Origin of the sequence: Arthrobacter horti, assembly GCF_030731045.1 — a bacterium.
Classification (GTDB): Bacteria; Actinomycetota; Actinomycetes; order Actinomycetales; family Micrococcaceae; genus Arthrobacter_E; species Arthrobacter_E nanjingensis.
In genome coordinates this window covers 50,268-69,690 of record NZ_JAVALS010000011.1, presented here as the reverse complement: position 1 = coordinate 69,690, position 19,423 = coordinate 50,268, and the positions used below count along the sequence as shown (strand labels likewise).

Here is a 19,423-nt window from a genome sequence, read left to right as displayed (position 1 = left end):
AACACTGCGATTAAATGACCGCTCGCGGTGACGGGCTGGGACGCTCACGCGTGCGGTAGGACCAGCTCCGCGTAGCGCTCCTTCATGGTGGCGATGACCTCGTCTCCGTCGGCGTCCCAGATCTCCTGGTTGAAGATCTCCACTTCGATGTCCCCGGTGAACCCGGCGTCGCGAATCCACGCGGTGATCGTGGCGAAGTCGATGACGCCGTCGCCCATCATGCCGCGGGAGAGGAGGGCGTCTGCCGCGATGGGCAGGTTGAAGTCGCACACCTGGTAGGAGGCGATCCTGCCCTCGCGGCCGGCACGCTCGATCTGCACCTTCAGCTCCGGGTCCCACCACACGTGGAAGGTGTCCACGGCCACGCCCACGGCCTCCACCGGATACGGCGCCGCGAGGTCCAGGGCCTGACCGAGGGTCGAGATGAGCGCCCGGTCCGCCGCGTACATCGGGTGCAGCGGTTCCAGAACTAGGCGTACCCCGTGTGCGGACGCGAACGGCACCAGCTCCGCGAGACGGTCCGCCACCCGCTGCCTCGCCGCCAGCACGTCCTTCTCGCCCGGTGCCAGGCCGCCCACCACCAGGAACAGCTCCGAGGTACCCAGGGCCACGGCCTCCAGCACGGCCTGCCGGTTGTCCTGAAGCGCCGCAGCCTGCCCCTCGGGATCGGCGGCCGTCAGGAAGCCGCCGCGGCAGAGCGAGGAGACGCGCAGGCCGGCGTCGCGGATCATCCGGGCGGCGTTCTCCAGCCCGGCCTCGGCCACACGGTCCCGCCACGGCCCGATTGCCGGGATGCCGGCCCGGACGCAGCCGTCCACGGCCTGCTGCAGCGTCCACTTCTTGGTGGTGGCCGTGTTCAGGGACAGGCGGGAGAAGTCACTCACAGGATCACTCCGTTCACGCTCAGGAATCCGGTCATCCGGGCCGCCGCCAGTTCCGGGTCCAGCAGCAGCCCCGCCTCGTCCGCCAGCTCCAGAGTCCGCACCAGATGTGGCACGGAACGGCCCGAATGCAGCCCGCCCACCATCTGGAAGCCCGGCTGGCTGCCGTTCAGCCAGGACAGGAACGCGATCCCGGTCTTGTAGTAGAAGGTCGGTGCGCTGAACAGCTGCCGGCCCAGCTCACGCGTCGAATCCAGGAGCCCGCGCGCCTCGGCCGGGCGGCCGGCGTCGTACGCCTGCAGCGCCGCCGACGCCGCCGGGTAGATCGCCGCGAAGACGCCCAGCAGCGCGTCCGAGTGGCGCTCGCCGTCCCCATCGATCAGCTCGGGGTAGTTGAAATCGTCACCGGTGTAGAGCCGGACGCCGTCCGGCAGTGCGGCGCGCAGGGCGACCTCGTGCGCGGCGTCCAGCAGGGACACCTTCACACCGTCCACCGCGTCCGGATGCGAACGGATCAGCCCTACGAACGTCTCCGTGGCCGCGGCGACATCGTCGGCACCCCAGTACCCGGCAAGCGCCGGGTCGAACATGGTGCCCAGCCAGTGCAGGATGACCGGTTCGGTGGCCTCCCGCAGGAGCGTCGAATAGACCCGCAGGTAGTCCTCCGGGCCACGCGCCACCCGCGCCAGCGCGCGGGACGCCATGAGGATGACCTTGGCGCCGGAACCGCTCACCACGGCCAGCTGCTCGCGGTAGGCCTCCAGCACGACGGCGAGCCCCGCCTCACCGTCCGGCACGTCCGCCGGATCCAGCTGGTCCGTCCCGGCGCCGCAGGCGAGGAGGTCACGGACCGTCTTCCCGGCCAGTGCAGGCTGCCCGGACGCGACGACGGCGGCCGCCTCCTGCGCGCTGCGCCGGATCAGCTCCTGCGTGGCCGCCCAGTCCAGGCCCATGCCGCGCTGGGCGGTGTCCATCGCGTCGGCGACGCCCAGGCCGTAGGACCAGAGCTCGTGGCGGTAGGCCAGGGTGGCGTCCCAGTCCAGCCGCGCCGGGGCGCCGGAGGTGTTCTCCGCCGTCGTGCTCGGGATGACGTGGGCCGCGGCGTAGGCGTGCCGGGAGGTCAGGGGTGTGCTTGGCCGGGCCCACGCCGTGGCGGGGCGGAGGGCGCGTTCATACAGTCCGCCGTCCACGGCGGGCAGAAGGAGGGCCGCCATCAGAGCACGATCTCCGGGATGTCCAGGGTGCGCCGTTCGGCGGAGGACTGCAGGCCGAGTTCGGCCAGCTGCACGCCGCGCGCCGCGGAGAGCAGGCCGAAGCGGTGCTTGCGGCCGGCGACGACGTCCCGCAGGAACTCCTCCCACTGCAGCTTGAAGCCGTTGTCCAGTTCGGCGTTGGCGGGGACCTCCAGCCACTGCTCGCGGAACGGCTCCGTGACGGGCAGGTCCGGGTTCCAGACGGGTTTGGGCGTGTGGGCGCGCTGCTGGGCGACGCAGTTGCGCAGGCCGGCGACGGCGGAGCCGTGCGTGCCGTCCACCTGGAATTCCACGAGCTCGTCGCGGTGCACGCGCACGGCCCAGGACGAGTTGATCTGGCCGATCACCGGGTCGCCGGCCGGGGTCTCCAGCTCGAAGATCCCGTAGGAGGCGTCGTCCGCGGTGGCCCGGTACTCGCGGCCGGACTCGTCCCAGCGGACGGGGATGTGCGTGGCGGTCTTCGCGGTCACGGACTTCACGGAACCGATGATGCCCTCCAGGACGTAGTTCCAGTGGCAGAACATGTCCGTGGTCATGCCGCCGCCGTCCTCCTTGCGGTAGTTCCAGGAGGGGCGCTGGGCGGCCTGGACGTCGCCTTCGAACACCCAGTAGCCGAACTCGCCGCGGATTGAGAGGATGCGGCCGAAGAAGCCCTCGTCCACCAGGCGACGGAGCTTGACCAGGCCCGGGAGGTAGAGCTTGTCATGCACCACGCCGGCGGTGACGCCGGAGTCCCGCCCGATCCGGGCCAGCTCGACGGCCTCCTCGAGGGTCTCCGCCGTGGGCTTCTCCGTGAAGACGTGCTTGCCGGCGCGCATGGCCTTTTTCAGGGTGGCGGCGCGGAGGCTGGTCATGGAGGCGTCGAACACGATGTCCACGGTGGGGTCACTGATGACGGCGTCCAGATCGGTGGACCACTCGCCGACCTTGTGCTTCTCCGCCAGCTCACGGATCTTGGCCTCGTTGCGGCCCACCAGGATCGGCTCCACCTGCACACGGGTGCCGTCCTCCAGGAGGAAGCCTCCGGCGTCGCGGATCGGCAGGATGGAACGCAGCAGGTGCTGGCGGTAGCCCATGCGGCCCGTGATGCCGTTCATGGCGATGCGGAGCGTGCGGGTGGTGGTCATCGGCTCTCCTGAGGGGTCTCGACGTATGGAAAACGCTTTCCGAACCCAGTGTGACGCGCGCCTCGCCACTTGGCAAGCGCTTTCCGAAACTTTCCCGGCATGAGATGATGCCAGCGACGAAGGAGGACGATGGGCGCAGTGACATTGAGCCAGGTGGCGCAGGCCGCCGGGGTCTCCCTGGCCACGGCTTCCCGGGTCCTCAACGGCTCGGCGCGGACCCCTGGCGCAGGGGTCGCGGAGCGTGTCCGGGACGCCGCACAGGCCCTCGGCTACGTGGCGAACGCCCAGGCCCAGGCCCTGGCCCGCTCCAGCAGCGGCCTCCTCGGCCTGATCGTCCACGACATCGCGGACCCGTACTTCTCCTCGATCGCCCGCGGTGTCCAGCGCGTCGCCCAGGCCGAGGGCCGCACCCTCCTGCTGGCCGGCACGGACGGGGGCCCGGCGGAGGAGCGCGCCGCCCTGGAGGTGTTCGCGTCCCGGCGCGCGGACGCCGTCGTGCTCGCCGGAAGCCGACAGGAGTCGCCGGACAACGCCGCCCTTCGCCGGGAAGCCGAGCGCTATCTCCGCAACGACGGCCGCCTGGTCCTGCTGGGGCACGCGCTCACGGATGACGCGAGCGTCCTGGAGATCCCGCACGAGCGGCTCGCCGGAGAACTCGCGGACGCGCTGATCGACGACGGCGCGCGGTCCTTCCACCTGGTCGGCGGACCGGAGGGGCTGCTCACCTCGGATCAGCGGCTGCGCGGTTTCCGGGGCGCCCTCGCCGCGCGTGGGCTGAGCGAGGCGAGCCTGCGGCGGGCGGCCTTCGGGCGCGACGGCGGGTTCGCGGCGGGTGCGGCGCTGGTACCGGTCCTGCGGGAGTCGCGCCAGCGCGGCGAATGGCCCGTGGTCTTCGCCGCCAATGACCGCATGGCGATGGGAGTCGCCGCGGCCCTGCGGGAGCAGGGCCTGCACGCTCCGTCGGATTACGGTCTGGCCGGATTCGACGACATCGACACGCTCCGCGATTTCCAGCCGGGCCTGAGCACGGTGCACCTGCCCCTGGAGGGGATCGGCGCCGCCGCGGCCCGCGTGGCCCTGGGCGGTGAAGCCGAGCCGGTGCGGGGCCAGGTGATCCTGCGCGAGTCCACGCGCCGGGTCTGAACCCTCCCTCCTCCCGCCCCCGCCCGCGAGACAGCATTTAATCGCAGTGCGCCGGCCCCGGACTGCGATCAAATGCCGTCTCGCGGGGGCCGGGAGGGGTCGCCGGAACCTGTCCGTCTGTGCACTCGTGTTCGCTTGACTGGACAGCGTCACTCCCGTCTTGGCAGGGTGTTCACCCCGGCGGTGCAATGGATCTGTGCATTCCGCCGCCACCATCACCCGCACCGGGATCTTCACCCCTCCGTACCTCTTCACCACCCTCGGCCTGCTGGCGCTGGTGATCTTCAACGCGTTCGAATCCATGGCCGTCACCACGGTCATGCCTGTCGCCGCCCGTGAGCTCGGCGGGCAGGAGCTCTACGCGCTGGCATTCGCCGGTCCCATGGCCGCCAGCGTGATCGGCATGGTCCTGGCCGGCAGCTGGTCCGACCGCCGTGGCCCGGTCGGAGCCATCTACGGCTCGGTGGCGCTCTTCACCCTCGGCCTGATCATCGCCGGGACGGCCCCCACCATGCCCCTCCTGGTCCTGGGCCGCATCATCCAGGGCTTCGCGGGAGGCGCCAACGGCGTCGCCCTGACCGTCCTGGTGGGCAAGGTCTTCCCGGCGGATCTGCACGCGAAGATGTTCGCCGCGTTCGCCGCCGCCTGGGTGCTGCCCTCCATCGTCGGCCCCTACATCGGGGGTCTCGTGGCGCAGGCGTTCAGCTGGCACTGGGTGTTCCTGGGCGTCCTGATCCTGGTGATCCCCGCCCTCCTCGGCCTGGTCCCCGCCCTGCAGCGGCTCAGCCGCACGCAAGAGCCGCCCACCGCCGTCGCGCCCTATCCGTGGGGCCGTCTGTTCTGGTCCGTGGTGGCCGCCGCGTCCGTCATGGGGCTGAACCTGAGTGCGGAGATCCCCGTGGTGGGCTGGGTGCTGGCCGTGGCCATGATCGCGCTCTGCATCTTCGCCATCCGTCCGCTCATCCCGCGCGGCACGCTGACCGCGCAGCGGGGCCTGCCCAGCGTGGTCCTGACCCGCGCCATCGGCTCCGCGGCCTTTTTCGGCACCGAGGTGTACTTGCCCCGCACCCTGTACGAGGTCTACCACTTCGAGCCGTCCTTCGCGGGCCTGGCCCTGACCTGCAGCGCCGTCTCCTGGGGCATCACCTCGGGCATCCAGGGGCGCCTGGGGGCCGCCCGGCTGCCCCACCACCGCGCCGTGCGGATCGGCTCCACCGTGGTGTTCGGCGTGGTCACGGGCATCTTCGTGGTGATTCTGCTGCAGGGTCCGGCGTGGCTGCTGATCGGGGTGTGGCTGTTCGGCGGCGCCGGCATGGGCCTGATGTTCCCGCGCCTGAGCGTCATGGTCCTGGCCATGTCCCGGCCGGGGGAGCAGGGCTTCAACAGCTCCGCCCTGGCCATGGCCGACTCCCTGGGCAACGCCCTCTGCGTGGCGGTCTCCGGGCTGGTCTTCGCGGCCCTGGCCGGCGCGGCCAACTCCTACGCGGGACTGTTCGCCGTGACGGTGCTGTGCGGGGTGGCCATGCTGGTGATCGCGCCACGCACCCGCACGCTGGTAGACTAGAACGTCTGGCCTGCGCCCACTGCGCGGCGCCGGCTGCCCTGGCTTCCTGTCCTGGGCCACAGTTCCCCAAGGACTTCCCCTATGACTTCTTTCGCCTCACTGGGCGTGCCCGCCGCGATCACCTCCGCGCTCATCAGCCTGGACATCACCGAGCCGTTCCCCATCCAGGTCAAGACCTTGCCGGACACCCTGGCCGGGCGTGACGTGCTCGGCCGCGGCCAGACCGGCTCCGGCAAGACGCTCGCCTTCGCCATCCCGCTCGTCTCCCGCCTGGCCGACGATGACGACGCAGCGGGCCGCCGCCCGTCCGGCACCCGCCGCCCGCGCGGCCTGGTGCTGGCCCCCACGCGTGAGCTGGCCACCCAGATCGACCGCACCGTGGCCCCCCTCGCCGAGGCGCTCGGCCTGCGCACCACCGTGATCTACGGCGGCGTCCCCCAGGCCCGTCAGGAGAAGGCCCTCGCAGCCGGCGTGGACATCATCATCGCCTGCCCGGGCCGCCTCGAAGACCTCATGAAGCAGGGTGTCGTATCCCTGGACCAGGTGAGCATCAGCGTCCTGGACGAGGCGGACCACATGGCCGACCTCGGCTTCCTGCCCGTGGTGCGCCGTATCCTGGACGCCACCCCGGCCGGCGGCCAGCGCCTGCTCTTCTCCGCCACCCTGGACAACGGCGTGGACAAGCTGGTCAACCGCTACATGCAGAAGCCGGTCACGCACTCCGTGGACGCGCCCAAGGCGGCCGTGACCACCATGGAGCACCACGTGTTCCTGGCCCAGGACAAGGAGGCCAAGAAGGTCCTGATCAACCAGCTGGCGTCCGGCGTGGGCAAGCGCGTGCTGTTCACCCGCACCAAACACGCCGCCAAGAAGCTGGCCAAGGTCCTCACCGCCAACGGCATCCCCGCCGTCGACCTGCACGGCAACCTCTCCCAGAACGCCCGTGACCGCAACCTGGCCGAGTTCTCCAGCGGCGAGGTCAAGGTCCTGGTGGCCACCGACGTCGCGGCCCGCGGCGTGCACGTGGACGAGGTGGAGCTGGTCATCCACGTCGACCTGCCCGCAGAGCACAAGGCCTACCTGCACCGGTCCGGCCGCACGGCCCGCGCCGGCGCCGAGGGCACGGTGGTGACCCTGGTCCTGCCAGAGGAGCGTTCCGAGGTGCAGAAGCTCCTCCGCGCCGCCGGCGTGAACGCGCCCTTCACCCCGGTGAAGCCCGGCTCCACCGAGATCCTGGACTTCGTGGGCGAGCAGGCCGCCGTCGTGGACCCCGCCTCCCGTGCCGCGGCCGTCGCGGCCAAGGCCCCGCAGCAGGGCGGCGGCAGCTCCACCGGCGCCAACGCCCAGCGCAAGCGCGCCCGCCGCGGTGGCGGCCAGGGCGGTTCGCCGTCCGGCTCCCGTCAGGGCGCGACGGCGGACGCCGCCAAGGCTCCGGCCTCCGAGGGCGGACGCGGCCGCCGCCGCGGAGCCGCGAACCGTGACGGCTCCCGTCCCGAGCGCGGCGCCACCGGCTCCCGCAACGACCGTTCCGGCCAGGCCCGCCCGGAGCACGCCGCCCCGCGCGGCGAGCGTGCTGGACGCCCCGAGCGCGCCGGCTCCGCCCGGTCCTCCGCTCCGCGTTCCTCGGCGCCCCGTGGCGGCAGCGCCCCGGTGTGGTCGTCGACGACGGGTGGCACCTCCGGCGGTTCCTTCGGCTCCGGCGGTCAGAACTCCGGCTCCGGCCGCCCGCCCCGCAAGGGCCCGCGCCGCGCCTCCGCCCCGGCGTCGAACGAGCGCCGCGGCCGCTGATCCCGGCTTAACCACGCATCGACTGCTCCGTAAAGTGCCAGAATCCCCGGAAATCCGGGTTAAATGGCACTTTACGGAGCAGTCGATGGCGTTTAGCGACCTTTACCAGCCCCGCGCCTTCCACTTGGGCAGGTGAGGGCGCTCGGCGCCCAGGGTGGTGGACTTGCCGTGGCCCGGGTACACCGCGGTGTCGTCCGGGTAGAGGGCGAACAGCCGGTCGCTGACGTCGCGGAAGAGCTGCGCGAAGCGGGCGGGGTCGCGGTCCGTGTTGCCCACGCCGCCCGGGAACAGGGAATCCCCACTGAACACGTGTGCCCGGCCGGACGGGTCCCGGTACACGTACGCGATCGACCCCGGCGTGTGGCCGCGCAGGTGCACCGCCGTGAGCCCGAAACCGTCGAACGCCCTCACATCGCCGTGCTCCAGCAGCACGTCCACCGGCACGGGGAGGGCTGCGGAGTCGTCCACGCCGGCGGCCGTCCGGGCGCCCGTGGCGTGCACCAGATCGCGGAGGGCGCGCACGTGGTCCCAGTGCTGGTGCGTGGTGGCGATCAGCTCCAGCGACGCCGTCGCGGCCGAATCGGCGGCGCCCTCGGCCAGGAGCCGCTGGATCGCCGGGAAGTCGTCCGCGGCGTCGATCAGCACCTGGGCGCCCGTGGCCCTCGCCGTGAGCAGGTAGACGTTGTTGTCCATGCCGCCCACGGAGATGGTGCGGATGGTGATGTTGTCATCGCTGTGCAGCAGGGTGCTCATGCGGGCTCCTCCTTGGAGTCTTCGCTGACAGGGTCGATCGAGATGACGGCCACGAAGCCGCGTCCCAGCAGTTCGGGGCTGCCCTCATCGGTGCCCACGACGGCGTCGTAGCGGCTCAGTTCCACCGGCTCACCGGTGCCCTCGCCGCCGTCGTCGTTCGCCGCCGCCTTGCCTTCCAGCAGGATGGCGAGCTGCCCGTCGAACACCGGGTGGGCGCGCTTCTTGGAGAGCTCCAGAATGGACAGGTACCCCTTGTATGCGCCGCGGCGGGCGATCACGTTGAGGTCCCGGATGTCACCCATGGGGAGTGCGGAACCGGATTCGGCATCCCCGGAGAAGCGGAACGGGCGGTATTTCTCCATGGCGTGCTCCACACCGTCCACGGTCAGGAGCAGCAGCTCCCCGTCGATCACGGAGATGACACGCTCCATGCCCGCGAAGGTGGAGAAGGCGCCTGCGGTGCCGACCTCGGCGATGCTGACCCGCCAGTCCCACTCGCCGGTGAGCGGATGACGTGCGATTTCGCGCGTGACACCCCCGCCGTTGCGCCACGGTTCGGGCCGGATGCCGGCGAAACGGATGATCTCCATGAGGCTCCTCTCGGTACATCACACAGCTTAGGACGGGACTCCGATAGGGGCGGAACGGGGCGGTCTTGATACCGTCATAGGGACTGTTTTTCCCGGGAGGACCCCTGATGTTCGTGAAAGTGTGCGGCCTGAGCACGCCTGATTCGGTGCGTGCCGCCGTCGACGCCGGAGCGCATGCGGTGGGATTCGTCCTCACCCCGAGCCCGCGCCAGGTGAGCGCGGAACAGGCGCGCGCCCTGCTCGCCGAGGTGCCGGTGGAGGTGGCCGCCGTCGGCGTCTTCCGTCACGAGAGCATTGCGGAGGCGGCTGAGCTGGCCGAGGAGGCCGGGCTCAGCTGGATCCAGCTGCACGGCGAACGCACCCCGCAGGAGGTCGACGCCCTGCAGGAGCGCGGTTTCTCCGTGATCCGGGCCGTGCGTATGGACGACCCGGACCGCGTCTTCGCCGACTGGGGCGAGGAGTTGCTGCTGGTGGACGCGTCCATCCCCGGGTCCGGTGAATCCTGGGACTACGCCTCCGTGCGGGAGCGCGGGCTGGACAGCCGCCGCTGGCTGCTGGCCGGAGGGCTCGACGCCGGCAACGTCGCCTCCGCGGCGGAGGCCGCCCAGGCCTGGGGTGTGGATGTCTCCTCCGGCGTGGAGAGCTCCCGCGGCGTCAAGGATCTGGGAAAGATCCGCGCCTTCGTGGCCGCCGCGCTGGGGGAGTAGCTCTTCGATCGCCTTGACTGCTCAGTTGTGGCGGGATACACGGCGTTCAAGCCGCCACAACTGAGCACTCAACTCAATCCACCAGGTTCCGGGGGCTGCCCGGGTTCATTACCGAGTTCTTCCTGCCGTAGCTGAAGTAGATGATCAGGCCGATCACCAGCCAGACGCCGAAGCGCAGCCACGTCTCCCAGTGCAGCTGGGAGATCAGGAACAGCGAGGATACGACGCCGATCAGCGGCACCACCGGCATGAACGGCAGCCGGAACTCGCGCGGAGCGTCCGGCCGGGAGTAGCGGAACACGATCACGGAGACCGAGACCACCACGAAGGCGGCCAGGATGCCGATGTTCGTCAGGTCCGCCACCTGTCGGATGGGCAGGACCCCGGCCAGGAGCGCCGCCGCGCCGCCCGCGATCCACGTGACGCGCTGCGGGGTGCCGCCGTGGTCCACCTTGGAGAACCACTTGGGCAGCAACCCGTCACGGCTCATGGAGAACCAGACGCGCGTGACGCCCAGCAGGAAGGTGAGCATCACGGTCAGGATGGACAGCACGGCGAAGGCGGAGATGATCGTGGCGATCACGGGCATGCCCACACCTGAGAAGGCGGAGGCGAAGCCCGCCTTGGGGTCGATGTCCTTGTAGTTCTGCATGCCGGTCAGGACCAGGGTGGCCATGACGTACAGGACCATGGCGATGACCAGGGACAGGATGATGGCCTTGGGCATGTGCTTCTTCCCCTCCTTGGCCTCCTCCGCAGCGGTGCTCATGGCGTCGTAGCCGAACACCGCGAAGAAGACGGTGGCCGCGCCCGTGAAGACAGGCCCGAACCCGGTGGGCATGAACGGGTTGTAGTTCTTGGTGTTCACGAAGAACACGCCCAGGCCGATGATGAAGAGGATGAGCACCACCTTCAGGCCCACTGCGATCAGCTCGAAGCGTCCGAAGGCCTTGGTGCCGCGGCTCAGGATCCAGGTGACCAGCAGGCACACCAGGATGGCGGGCAGATTGATCCAGCCGCCCTTGCCCTCGTCGAAAGTGGAGGTCAGCTCCACGGGCAGCTGGAATCCCAGGCCCGCCAGGAAGAAGTTCAGGTAGCCGGAGATGCCGATGGCCACCACGGCCACGATCGCCACGTATTCCAGCAGCAGGTCCCATCCGATGAACCAGCCGATCACCTCGCCCAGGGCCACGTAGCCGTAGGTGTACGCGGAGCCGGCCTTGGGGATCATGCCGGCGAACTCGGCGTAGGAGAGGGCCGCGGCGGCGGAGGCGACGCCTGCGATGAGGAAGGAGATCAGCACTGCGGGCCCCACTCCCGGGTTGGCGCTGTCGCCGTGGGCCACCAGGCCGGCCAGGGAGAAGATCCCGACGCCGATGATGCCGCCGACGCCGATCGCGGTCAGCTGCCAGAGGCCGAGGGAGCGGAACAGTCCGCCTTCGCCGCCACCCTCCTCCTCCATCTCCTCGATGGGCTTTTTCCGGAAGATCGACAGGGGGTTGGGTGCTGATGACATGCCGGGCCTCGCTTTTCAGGGACAAGGTGCCGGGCCGTCACCCGGCTGGTCTCTACGAACTATGCCCCCCGCCCGGGGACAGGACAAGGGTCCACTCCGGGGAAACCCCGAGGGATTCTGTCGGTCCTCCTTGGCAGACTGGAGGTATGAAGACCCTGTTGAATCTGATCTGGCTGGTCTTTGGCGGCTTCTGGCTGGCCATCGGCTATTTCGCGGCGGGCCTGCTGTGCTGCCTCCTGATCGTCACCATCCCCTGGGGCATCGCAGCCTTCCGCATCGGCGCGTACGCTCTGTGGCCGTTCGGCCGGACAGTGGTGGAGAGGCCGGGCGGCGGTGGTGCGCTTCCCCTGCTGGGCAACGTCATCTGGTTCCTGATGGCGGGCGTGTGGCTGGCCATCGGCCACGTGGTCACGGCCATCCCCATGTTCGTGAGCATCATCGGGATCCCGCTGGGAATCGCCAACCTCAAACTGATCCCCGTGTCCCTCATGCCGCTCGGGAAGGAGATCGTCCCCACGGACGCCCAGTTCGCCGCGTACCGCTGAACTGCACTTCAAACGGGCTGAACTTCTGGTGCACCGTCGCAACGCGGGATACCTTGAGATGGTGAAATCAGGAGGTGGCACGAATGCCAGAAATTGACAGCTCCCTCGCCGGGGAGTGGACCTTTGACCCAGCCCACACGCGCATCGGGTTCTCGACCCGGCACGCCATGGTCACCAAGGTCCGCGGTGCGTTCAACGACATCGAAGGAGTCATCGTCGTCGACGCCGACGATCCGACGAAGTCCACTGTGAAGCTGACCATCCAGGTGGCCAGCATCGACACCCGCAACGCCGATCGTGACGGGCATCTGCGCACCAACGACTTCTTCGATGCCCCACAGTTCCCGGAGATCGTCTTCGTGTCCAAGCGCATCGACCAGGTGGAGGAGAACAGCTACATCGTCAACGGCGACCTCACCATCAAGGGCGTCACCAAGGAGACCGCGGTTCCCATCGAGTTCATCGGCGTGGAGAAGGACCCGTCCGGGAACCTCCGTGCCGGCTTCGAGGGCTCCCGCCGCATCGACCGCAAGGAGTTCGGTGTGAACTGGAACGCCGCGCTCGATTCGGGCGGTGTCCTGGTCTCGGACCGGATCCTTCTGGAGTTCGAGATCTCGGCGGTCAAGACCGTCGCGGATGGCGACACGGACGGCGACTCGGACTAGAAACCTCCCTTGCACTGACGTGACGGGCACCGCCCAGAGGGGGAAGGGTGGGGCATCCGACCGCCCGGGCCCCGGATGGCACCGCAGAGGTGTTCTCCGGGGCCTTTCTGCGTCCGGAGGAGCACCACCGCTTGCTCTCCCGCTCAGGAAACCGCGCGGAACGCCCCGTCCTGGTAGCGGGCCGCCACGGTGCACGCATCCAGCTGCGCCGCGAGTTCGACGTCGTGCCCGAAGCCGTGCATGACCAGCTCGGTGCCGCTGGCGCTCTCCAGGAGTTGCTCCGGCAGATCGTCGCGGAACGCCTCGAAGAGCGCGACGGCGGCCCTCGCCTCCGGGGACAGCTGCGCCGCCGGGCGAGCCAGCGCAGCCAGGATTGCCCCGGCGCCCAGTTGATCCTCCAGCGCAGGACGCAGGGCGCCGCCCGGCCAGCGTTCCCCGGCTGCGACGACGGCGATCACGGCGGACGGCGGCAGATGCCGGGACAGCCAGGCCGCCGTCGCGCCCGCATTGCGCAGTGTGCCGGCGAGCAGCTGGGGCACGTGCCCGGCCAGGTGCTGGGAGATGGCGGAGCCATTGGGCGACGGCAGGACCAGCTCGCCGCCCTCAGAGCGAGCCGCGTGCGCCAGAATCGACGACGGCGAAAGGCTCAGCTGCGTGAGGCTGCGCGGCCCCGCGAGCAGTGCGCCGCGTTCGGCGGCGAGGCGCGCTGCGGAGGCCTGCAACTCCCCATCGCCCGGTGCGGTGCGGAACGGGATGACCGCGAGTCCGGCCTCCACACCCACGGACACGGTGGTGGAGAAGGACAAGGTGTCCACCACGACGGCGGCCTGGGCGCCGGGCAGGATGGCGGTGGCACCCTTCAGGCCCCAGTCGAGGCGGACGGTGTACGGCAGTTGCCGGTGCGCGGCATGCATCAGGCGCTCTCCTCCGGTGCCGCGGCGAGCTCCGAGCGCAAATTGCGCTGCGCATCCTGCAACCAGAGCCGCCGCGCCGTCGCGCTGTGGAACAGCGGGTCCAGAGCCAGCAGCTGCCCGACGACGGCCGCCCGGCCGCGCGCGAAGTCCGCGTCCGGGACATGGGCGTAGTCGGCGCGCACCGCGGCCAGGTAGCGCGCGTAGCGGGGCTGGGGCCAGGCGAGAACGGAGAGGTCCGCATCGCAGAGGAGATGCCCGGGCAGGTCTTCCGGGCCCGGCGCATGGTCCGTGGTGAGCCGGACCAGGCGAGCCACCTCGGCGCGTTCGGATCCGGGCAGGAAGTGCAGGGAGTGCTCCGCGAGCAGGGCGGAGTCCTCCTCGTCCCGCCCAGGGACGCCTTGGTAGACGGCATCGTGGAACCAGGCGGCCAGGAGCAGAGGACGGCGGGCGTCCTCCGCCAGGCCGGACTCCGGCAGCAGGAGCTCCAGTGCCTCCAGGACGTTCAGCAGGTGGACCCGGGAGTGGTAGTGCCGGTGCGGTTCACCCCAGCGTTCCAGCAGCTCCTCACCCAGGCTGGGCCATCCCGGAAGCAGGGTCTCCCAGCGGTGCCGCAGGGCGGGCAGCAGCTTGGACGGGCGCTCGCGGGCGGGGATCCGCAGGCCGCTCGCGGCGAGACGCCGGGCGAGCTCCTTGCCGCTGACGCTGACCGCGCCGAGGGTGACGAGCCGCTCGAAGTGGCGCTCCGCGACGTCGTAGTGGTCGCCGTCGAAGGCCCGCTCGGGGATGCCGGCGGCCTCCGCGAAGGCGTGCAGCTCGTCCAGGGAGGAGTCGGAGATCAGGTGGGAGAACACCGTGCCGTGGGCGGGCCAGAACGGGGGATCGATCAGCACGGTCATGCTGGAATCCTATGCCGAGGTGCCACGCCAACTGGTCGGGACGATCTGTCGTTTTGAGGGTCCGATACCGACAAATAGTCCGGACCAGTTGGACGCCACCGGCCCTGTGGATAACTTGACTCCCAAAGTTGAGCTGACTAGACTCAACTTAGATGCGTTGACGACTGTAAGGCGTCGGCGCTTGGATGAAGGAAGAACCCCGCAAGGTCCGCGCGCGTGCTGGAAGGAGCCGTTTTTGGACATCAAGTTCACCACCAAAAGCCAGGAGGCCCTGTCCGCGGCCGCCATGAACGCTTCCACCGCGGGCAACCCCCAGGTGGAGCCCGCCCACCTGCTGAAGGCCCTCATGGATCAGCGGGAAGGCGTGGCCGTCGCGCTGCTCAAGGCGGCGGGCGTGGATCCTGACTCAGTGAGCGTGCAGGCCAGCGCCGCCATCAAGGCCCTGCCTTCCAGCTCCGGAAGCAGTGTCGCCCAGGCCCAGCTCTCCCGTCAGGGCCTGCAGGCCGTCCAGGCCGCCCAGAACGAGGCGGAACGCCTCGGGGACAGCTACGTCTCCACCGAGCACCTGTTGCTGGGGCTCTCCGCCGGGAACGACGCCGTCGCGCGTCTCCTGCGTGAGGCCGGTGCCAGTCATGAGGCGCTCAGTGCCGCCCTGCCCGGCGTCCGCGGCGACCGCAAGGTCACCAGCCCGGACCCGGAGAACACCTTCCAGGCTCTGGAGAAGTTCGGCACTGACCTCACGGCCGTGGCCCGTTCCGGCAAGCTGGACCCGGTGATCGGCCGTGACGCGGAGATCCGCCGCGTCATCCAGGTCCTCTCCCGCCGTACCAAGAACAACCCCGTGCTGATCGGTGAGCCCGGCGTCGGCAAGACCGCCGTGGTGGAAGGCCTGGCCCAGCGCATGGTGGCCGGGGACGTCCCGGAGAGCCTGCGCGGCAAGACCCTCGTGGCCCTGGACCTCGGGTCCATGGTGGCGGGCGCCAAGTACCGCGGCGAGTTCGAGGAGCGGCTGAAGGCCGTCCTGGAGGAGATCAAGAACTCGGACGGGCAGATCGTCACCTTCATCGATGAGATCCACACCGTGGTGGGCGCCGGCGCCACCGGCGAATCCGCCATGGACGCCGGGAACATGCTCAAGCCGATGCTGGCCCGTGGTGAGCTCCGCCTGATCGGCGCCACCACCCTGGACGAGTACCGCGAGAACATCGAGAAGGACCCGGCCCTGGAGCGCCGATTCCAGCAGGTGTACGTGGGCGAGCCGAGCGTGGATGACACCATCGGCATCCTCCGTGGCCTGAAGGAGCGCTACGAGGCGCACCACAAGGTCGCGATCGCGGACTCCGCCCTGGTGGCGGCCGCCAACCTCTCCAACCGCTACATCTCCGGCCGGCAGCTCCCGGACAAGGCCATCGACCTGGTGGACGAGGCGGCGAGCCGGCTGCGCATGGAGATCGACTCCGCCCCGGAGGAGATCGACCAGCTGCGCCGTGCCGTGGACCGCCTCACCATGGAGGAACTGGCCCTGGCGGACGAGACGGACCCGGCATCCTTGGAACGTCTGGCCGCGCTGCGCGCGGACATGGCGGACAAGAAGGAGGAGCTGGCCGCGCTCAACGCCCGCTGGGAGGCGGAGAAGGCCGGCCTGAACCGGGTCGGGGAGCTCAAGGCCAAGCTGGACGAGCTGCGCTCCGTGGCGGACAAGGCCCAGCGCGAGGGCGACCTCGCGGAGGCCTCCCGCATCCTCTACGGTGAGATCCCCACGCTGGAGGCCGAGCTGAGGGCCGCGGCCGCCGCCGAGGCCCAGAACAATGAAGCACAGCAGGGCGAGAAGCCCGCCGCCATGGTGGCCGAGGAGGTCACGGCGGAGGACATCGCCGAGGTCATCGAGGCGTGGACGGGCATCCCCGCCGGGCGCATGCTCCAGGGTGAGAGTCAGAAGCTCCTGCACATGGAGGAGTTCCTGGGCGAGCGCCTGATCGGGCAGAAGAAGGCCGTGGCGGCCGTCTCGGATGCGGTGCGCCGCGCGCGGGCCGGCATCAGCGACCCTGACCGGCCCACCGGATCCTTCCTGTTCCTCGGCCCCACCGGCGTCGGCAAGACCGAACTGGCCAAGTCCCTGGCGGACTTCCTCTTCGACGACGAGCGGGCCATGGTCCGCATCGACATGAGCGAGTACTCGGAGAAGCACGCCGTGGCCCGCCTGGTCGGCGCCCCTCCCGGGTACGTCGGTTACGAGGAGGGCGGACAGCTGACCGAGGCCGTCCGCCGTCGTCCGTACTCCGTGGTCCTGCTGGACGAGGTGGAGAAGGCGCATCCGGAGGTCTTCGACATCCTCCTGCAGGTGCTCGACGACGGCCGCCTCACCGACGGCCAGGGCCGCACCGTGGACTTCCGCAACGTCATCCTGGTGCTGACGTCGAACCTGGGCAGCCAGTTCCTGGTGGACCAGACCCTGGACGCGCAGACCAAGAACACCGCCGTCATGGACGTGGTCCGGGCCTCCTTCAAGCCGGAGTTCCTGAACCGTCTGGATGAGGTCATCATGTTCGATCCGCTCTCCGTGGAGCAGCTCAACGAGATCGTGGAGATCCAGGTCAAGGAACTGGCCCACCGCCTGCGGGATCGCCGCCTGACGCTCGAGGTGAGCGACGGTGCCCGGGCCTGGCTGGCCATGACCGGTTACGATCCGGCCTTCGGCGCCCGGCCCCTGCGCCGCCTGGTGCAGAAGGAGATCGGGGACCGGCTGGCCCGCGCCATCCTGGGCGGCGAGATCGTGGACGGGGACACCGTGGCCGTGGACACGAGCGAGGACCTCGGCGAGCTGAGCGTCACCCGCGGGTAGTCCAGGCAGAACGAAGGGCCGCATCCTCTCAGGGATGCGGCCCTTCGCTGCGTCCGGCCAAGGAGGCCCGGGCCTACTTGGCCAGGCTCTCCGTGAGCGAGTTTCCGGCCTCGGTGAAGATGATGCAGTCCACGCGACGGTCGCCGGCGTCCCAGCTCTTCTGGCTGGGGTAGGCGTAGCGCTGACGCAGATCCACCGAGTCCACATCGGGCGAGAGGGTGGCCGTGCGGCAGAGCTCGCGGCCCTTGGTCTTGAAGGCGTCCGTGCCGGGGAAGGCGTCTTTGCTCTGGTAGTAGAAGACGTTCACCAGCTGTGCGGAATGCGCCGTGCCGCAGTCCACCACCACCAGCTGCGAGTTGCTGTCATTGGGGTAGCCCCAGAAGCATTCGCCCTGCTTCGCATCCAGGGCGCTGATGGTCTGGGCCCCGGACGGCGGGGTGGTGCTGCCGCCGGATGGAGACGACGACGGCGCCTGGCTGCTCTGGGAGGTGGTGGCGGTCCCGTCCGGGGCGACGTGGGGTGTCATCCCTCCGACCACCAGGTTCACCAGCCAGATGATCAGGAGGATCACCACGACGCCGCCCAGGGCGGCGCCGCCGATCATCATGAGCCTCTTCCGGTCACGGTTCGCGGCGGTGGTGCGGGAGAACGGCTGAGGGGTATGGCCCGGGTAGGCGTTCTGCAGGTTCTGGACCGACGGGGCGTGGTCGGGCTCCGGCGGCAGGTTCTGCCCACCCGGGGTGCCACCGGCGGCGCCTCCGGCGTCGTCGGGTCCCTGCGTCGGTTCGCTCATAGCCAAACTCCACCCTGTTCTCCGTCATGCCGTCCCGGGGCAGTGCTGAAGCGCTGCGGGCCCGGTCGGGGCCGCAGAAAACACGTGATCACGCGGGACTGTTGCTACCCATGACTCTACCGAAGCGCGCTGCTCCTGGCATTCTCCCGGCCGGCTCCCAGGCTCTGGCCGGGCCGGACGCATGGTCTCGACCACGCGTCTGGAGGGGAAAGCATGTAATCTAGAACTACGAAACATTGACCAAACATTCCGGGGCCTCGCTACCTGCCAGGGCGACCACCTCCGGATCGACGTACAGAGGGGGTCACGCCATGGGGCGCGGCCGTCAAAAGGCTAAGGCAACCAAGCAGGCTCGGGACATCAAGTACTACTCCCCGAACACTGACTATTCTGCGCTGCAACGAGAACTCGGGGCATCCAATTCACAGATGAGCAGCCGCCGTGGTGCTGCCGCGTCGCTGGAGGCGGATCCTTTTGAACCCGACTATTCGGAGTATGAGGACAAATACGCCGATCAAGATGACGACGATGAGGATGAGACGGACACCCGCCGCATCAGCTGATGCGATGACCCGGTGACACTCGTCCACACCGAAGGCCCCGGCCGGAGCGATCCGGCCGGGGCCTTCGTCATGCGCCGGTGCCTTCGTCATGTGCGGGGACCTTTCCGTGAGCCGGCTTCTCAGCGGCCCTTGGTGGCGGCGAACAGGCGGCGCAAGGTGAAGAAGCAGCCGAGGCCGCCGAAGAGCAGGGACGACCACAGGTTCTGGATGATCTCGTTCTGATACTCGCGGTTCTCGGAGAGATTCCAGGAGAGCTCTTCCCACGGGCCCGACGATCCGATCCAGGCGAAGGGGTGGCCGCCGACGACGTCGATCATGTCCAACCACATCCCTGCAAGGAAACTCAGGGCCATGGTGAGAACTGTGATGGCCATGACGACCCATGCCCCTGTCCTCGTGACGCGGTGCCTGCTGCCGATGATGTAGAGCTGAGCCGCGAGCAGGGAGACGGCGAACGCGACCACGGACGAGATGACGTGCGCGTTCCAGAGGAGGGCCCACGCCAAGACGCCCAGGGGAACCGTGCCGAGTGCAAGCAGCGTTCCGCCGGCCAGGCCGGGGTCGCCGGTGGACGAGGGCGAAGAGACTCTGGCGGGGGCCCGGACCTCGGGTTGCCAGGCGGGCACGCCAGTCGAGGCTCGAGCGCCGTAGCGAGGCTGTTCTTCAGGCGACGGTGGGACGTCCGGATCTGAAGTGGATCCAGACGCAGAAGAGCTGCTGGACATGATTCCCCCAATATTCGTGAGTGTGCATCTGGTGCGATGACATATGTTCCCATCGCCCGGGGTCCGGCGCCAGAGGTGTTTCCGCCCGTTAAACGACATCGACTGCTCCACAGAGTGCCGTTTCGCCCGGAAAATCCGGCGGAAACGGCACTCTGTGG

The 19,423-nt window shown here is 69.5% G+C and carries 18 protein-coding genes; 8 read left to right on the top strand and 10 right to left on the bottom strand.

Annotation, left to right across the window (positions count from 1 at the left end; all coding sequences use genetic code 11):
• Window positions 1-44 precede the first annotated feature (44 nt).
• Genes Q9R02_RS13520 through Q9R02_RS13510 form a run of 3 tightly spaced genes read right to left on the bottom strand, consistent with a single transcriptional unit; the run spans window position 45 to window position 3,261 of the window.
• Window positions 45-884, bottom strand: a complete 840-nt coding sequence (locus tag Q9R02_RS13520) for a sugar phosphate isomerase/epimerase family protein (protein WP_305997228.1) — start codon at window positions 882-884, stop codon at window positions 45-47.
• Entirely contained in the window at window positions 881-2,095 is a 1,215-nt protein-coding gene (locus Q9R02_RS13515; RefSeq protein ID WP_305997227.1) for a dihydrodipicolinate synthase family protein, read from the bottom strand. The genes Q9R02_RS13520 and Q9R02_RS13515 overlap by 4 nt, the downstream gene beginning before the upstream one ends.
• Entirely contained in the window at window positions 2,095-3,261 is a 1,167-nt protein-coding gene (locus tag Q9R02_RS13510) for a Gfo/Idh/MocA family protein (protein ID WP_305997226.1), read from the bottom strand. The genes Q9R02_RS13515 and Q9R02_RS13510 overlap by 1 nt, the downstream gene beginning before the upstream one ends.
• Before the next feature lie 129 nt (window positions 3,262-3,390).
• Between Q9R02_RS13510 and Q9R02_RS13505 the strand changes: the two genes are divergently transcribed.
• From Q9R02_RS13505 to Q9R02_RS13495, 3 genes are all read left to right on the top strand, one after another.
• Window positions 3,391-4,404 carry a LacI family DNA-binding transcriptional regulator gene (locus Q9R02_RS13505; RefSeq protein WP_305997225.1) on the top strand — a complete coding sequence of 338 codons (1,014 nt, stop codon included), beginning with the start codon at window positions 3,391-3,393 and terminating at the stop codon, window positions 4,402-4,404.
• 196 nt (window positions 4,405-4,600) lie between these two features.
• Complete coding sequence (locus Q9R02_RS13500) at window positions 4,601-5,968, top strand: MFS transporter (RefSeq protein WP_305997224.1); 1,368 nt, start codon at window positions 4,601-4,603, stop codon at window positions 5,966-5,968.
• A gap of 81 nt (window positions 5,969-6,049) precedes the next feature.
• Window positions 6,050-7,756, top strand: a complete 1,707-nt coding sequence (locus Q9R02_RS13495) for a DEAD/DEAH box helicase (RefSeq protein WP_305997223.1) — start codon at window positions 6,050-6,052, stop codon at window positions 7,754-7,756.
• Between the two features lie 102 nt (window positions 7,757-7,858).
• Here Q9R02_RS13495 and Q9R02_RS13490 read toward each other — a convergent pair whose 3' ends face one another.
• Both Q9R02_RS13490 and Q9R02_RS13485 read right to left on the bottom strand, forming a co-directional pair.
• A complete protein-coding gene (locus Q9R02_RS13490) occupies window positions 7,859-8,509 on the bottom strand; it encodes an MBL fold metallo-hydrolase (RefSeq protein WP_305997222.1) in 651 nt (216 codons plus the stop codon).
• Window positions 8,506-9,099, bottom strand: coding sequence for a HutD/Ves family protein (locus Q9R02_RS13485; RefSeq protein ID WP_305997221.1), 594 nt, complete (start codon window positions 9,097-9,099; stop codon window positions 8,506-8,508). Before Q9R02_RS13485 ends, Q9R02_RS13490 begins: the two co-directional genes overlap by 4 nt.
• A gap of 107 nt (window positions 9,100-9,206) precedes the next feature.
• Here Q9R02_RS13485 and Q9R02_RS13480 point away from each other — a divergent pair, with 107 nt between their 5' ends.
• Window positions 9,207-9,806, top strand: a complete 600-nt coding sequence (locus tag Q9R02_RS13480) for a phosphoribosylanthranilate isomerase (RefSeq protein WP_305997220.1) — start codon at window positions 9,207-9,209, stop codon at window positions 9,804-9,806.
• Between the two features lie 73 nt (window positions 9,807-9,879).
• On the opposite strand, the gene Q9R02_RS13475 is transcribed toward Q9R02_RS13480, so the two are convergent.
• A complete protein-coding gene (locus Q9R02_RS13475) occupies window positions 9,880-11,322 on the bottom strand; it encodes an amino acid permease (RefSeq protein WP_305997219.1) in 1,443 nt (480 codons plus the stop codon).
• Between the two features lie 146 nt (window positions 11,323-11,468).
• On the opposite strand from Q9R02_RS13475, the gene Q9R02_RS13470 reads away from it, so the two are divergent.
• Complete coding sequence (locus Q9R02_RS13470; RefSeq protein WP_305997218.1) at window positions 11,469-11,867, top strand: YccF domain-containing protein; 399 nt, start codon at window positions 11,469-11,471, stop codon at window positions 11,865-11,867.
• 83 nt (window positions 11,868-11,950) lie between these two features.
• Window positions 11,951-12,532, top strand: a complete 582-nt coding sequence (locus tag Q9R02_RS13465) for a YceI family protein (protein WP_305997217.1) — start codon at window positions 11,951-11,953, stop codon at window positions 12,530-12,532.
• A gap of 143 nt (window positions 12,533-12,675) precedes the next feature.
• Here the strand turns inward: Q9R02_RS13465 and Q9R02_RS13460 are convergent, their stop codons facing one another.
• Together Q9R02_RS13460 and Q9R02_RS13455 are read right to left on the bottom strand one after the other, a co-directional pair.
• A complete protein-coding gene (locus Q9R02_RS13460) occupies window positions 12,676-13,446 on the bottom strand; it encodes a 2-phosphosulfolactate phosphatase (protein WP_305997216.1) in 771 nt (256 codons plus the stop codon).
• Window positions 13,446-14,342, bottom strand: coding sequence for a DUF4031 domain-containing protein (locus Q9R02_RS13455; protein WP_305997215.1), 897 nt, complete (start codon window positions 14,340-14,342; stop codon window positions 13,446-13,448). Before Q9R02_RS13455 ends, Q9R02_RS13460 begins: the two co-directional genes overlap by 1 nt.
• A 235-nt stretch (window positions 14,343-14,577) precedes the next feature.
• Here Q9R02_RS13455 and clpB point away from each other — a divergent pair, with 235 nt between their 5' ends.
• On the top strand, window positions 14,578-17,184 hold the full coding sequence (gene clpB / locus Q9R02_RS13450; RefSeq protein WP_305997214.1) for an ATP-dependent chaperone ClpB: 2,607 nt from the start codon (window positions 14,578-14,580) through the stop codon (window positions 17,182-17,184).
• Window positions 17,185-17,257: 73 nt separating this feature from the next.
• Here the strand turns inward: clpB and Q9R02_RS13445 are convergent, their stop codons facing one another.
• The gene (locus Q9R02_RS13445; protein WP_305997213.1) at window positions 17,258-17,977 is read right to left on the bottom strand and encodes a septum formation family protein; all 720 of its coding nucleotides are present in this window, start codon (window positions 17,975-17,977) and stop codon (window positions 17,258-17,260) included.
• A gap of 311 nt (window positions 17,978-18,288) precedes the next feature.
• Between Q9R02_RS13445 and Q9R02_RS13440 the strand changes: the two genes are divergently transcribed.
• Window positions 18,289-18,540, top strand: coding sequence for a DUF3073 domain-containing protein (locus Q9R02_RS13440; RefSeq protein WP_305997212.1), 252 nt, complete (start codon window positions 18,289-18,291; stop codon window positions 18,538-18,540).
• Between the two features lie 119 nt (window positions 18,541-18,659).
• Here the strand turns inward: Q9R02_RS13440 and Q9R02_RS13435 are convergent, their stop codons facing one another.
• Window positions 18,660-19,166 carry a hypothetical protein gene (locus Q9R02_RS13435; RefSeq protein ID WP_305997211.1) on the bottom strand — a complete coding sequence of 169 codons (507 nt, stop codon included), beginning with the start codon at window positions 19,164-19,166 and terminating at the stop codon, window positions 18,660-18,662.
• Between the last annotated feature and the right edge of the window lie 257 nt (window positions 19,167-19,423).

Coding starts and splice junctions, on each gene's coding strand:
- Q9R02_RS13515 (WP_305997227.1), bottom strand. CDS start 2,095: ATGGCGGCCCTCCTTCTGCCCGCCGTGGACGGCGGACTGTATGAACGC.
- Q9R02_RS13510 (WP_305997226.1), bottom strand. CDS start 3,261: ATGACCACCACCCGCACGCTCCGCATCGCCATGAACGGCATCACGGGC.
- Q9R02_RS13505 (WP_305997225.1), top strand. CDS start 3,391: ATGGGCGCAGTGACATTGAGCCAGGTGGCGCAGGCCGCCGGGGTCTCC.
- Q9R02_RS13495 (WP_305997223.1), top strand. CDS start 6,050: ATGACTTCTTTCGCCTCACTGGGCGTGCCCGCCGCGATCACCTCCGCG.
- Q9R02_RS13490 (WP_305997222.1), bottom strand. CDS start 8,509: ATGAGCACCCTGCTGCACAGCGATGACAACATCACCATCCGCACCATC.
- Q9R02_RS13485 (WP_305997221.1), bottom strand. CDS start 9,099: ATGGAGATCATCCGTTTCGCCGGCATCCGGCCCGAACCGTGGCGCAAC.
- Q9R02_RS13480 (WP_305997220.1), top strand. CDS start 9,207: ATGTTCGTGAAAGTGTGCGGCCTGAGCACGCCTGATTCGGTGCGTGCC.
- Q9R02_RS13475 (WP_305997219.1), bottom strand. CDS start 11,322: ATGTCATCAGCACCCAACCCCCTGTCGATCTTCCGGAAAAAGCCCATC.
- Q9R02_RS13470 (WP_305997218.1), top strand. CDS start 11,469: ATGAAGACCCTGTTGAATCTGATCTGGCTGGTCTTTGGCGGCTTCTGG.
- Q9R02_RS13465 (WP_305997217.1), top strand. CDS start 11,951: ATGCCAGAAATTGACAGCTCCCTCGCCGGGGAGTGGACCTTTGACCCA.
- Q9R02_RS13460 (WP_305997216.1), bottom strand. CDS start 13,446: ATGCATGCCGCGCACCGGCAACTGCCGTACACCGTCCGCCTCGACTGG.
- Q9R02_RS13455 (WP_305997215.1), bottom strand. CDS start 14,342: ATGACCGTGCTGATCGATCCCCCGTTCTGGCCCGCCCACGGCACGGTG.
- Q9R02_RS13445 (WP_305997213.1), bottom strand. CDS start 17,977: ATGAGCGAACCGACGCAGGGACCCGACGACGCCGGAGGCGCCGCCGGT.
- Q9R02_RS13440 (WP_305997212.1), top strand. CDS start 18,289: ATGGGGCGCGGCCGTCAAAAGGCTAAGGCAACCAAGCAGGCTCGGGAC.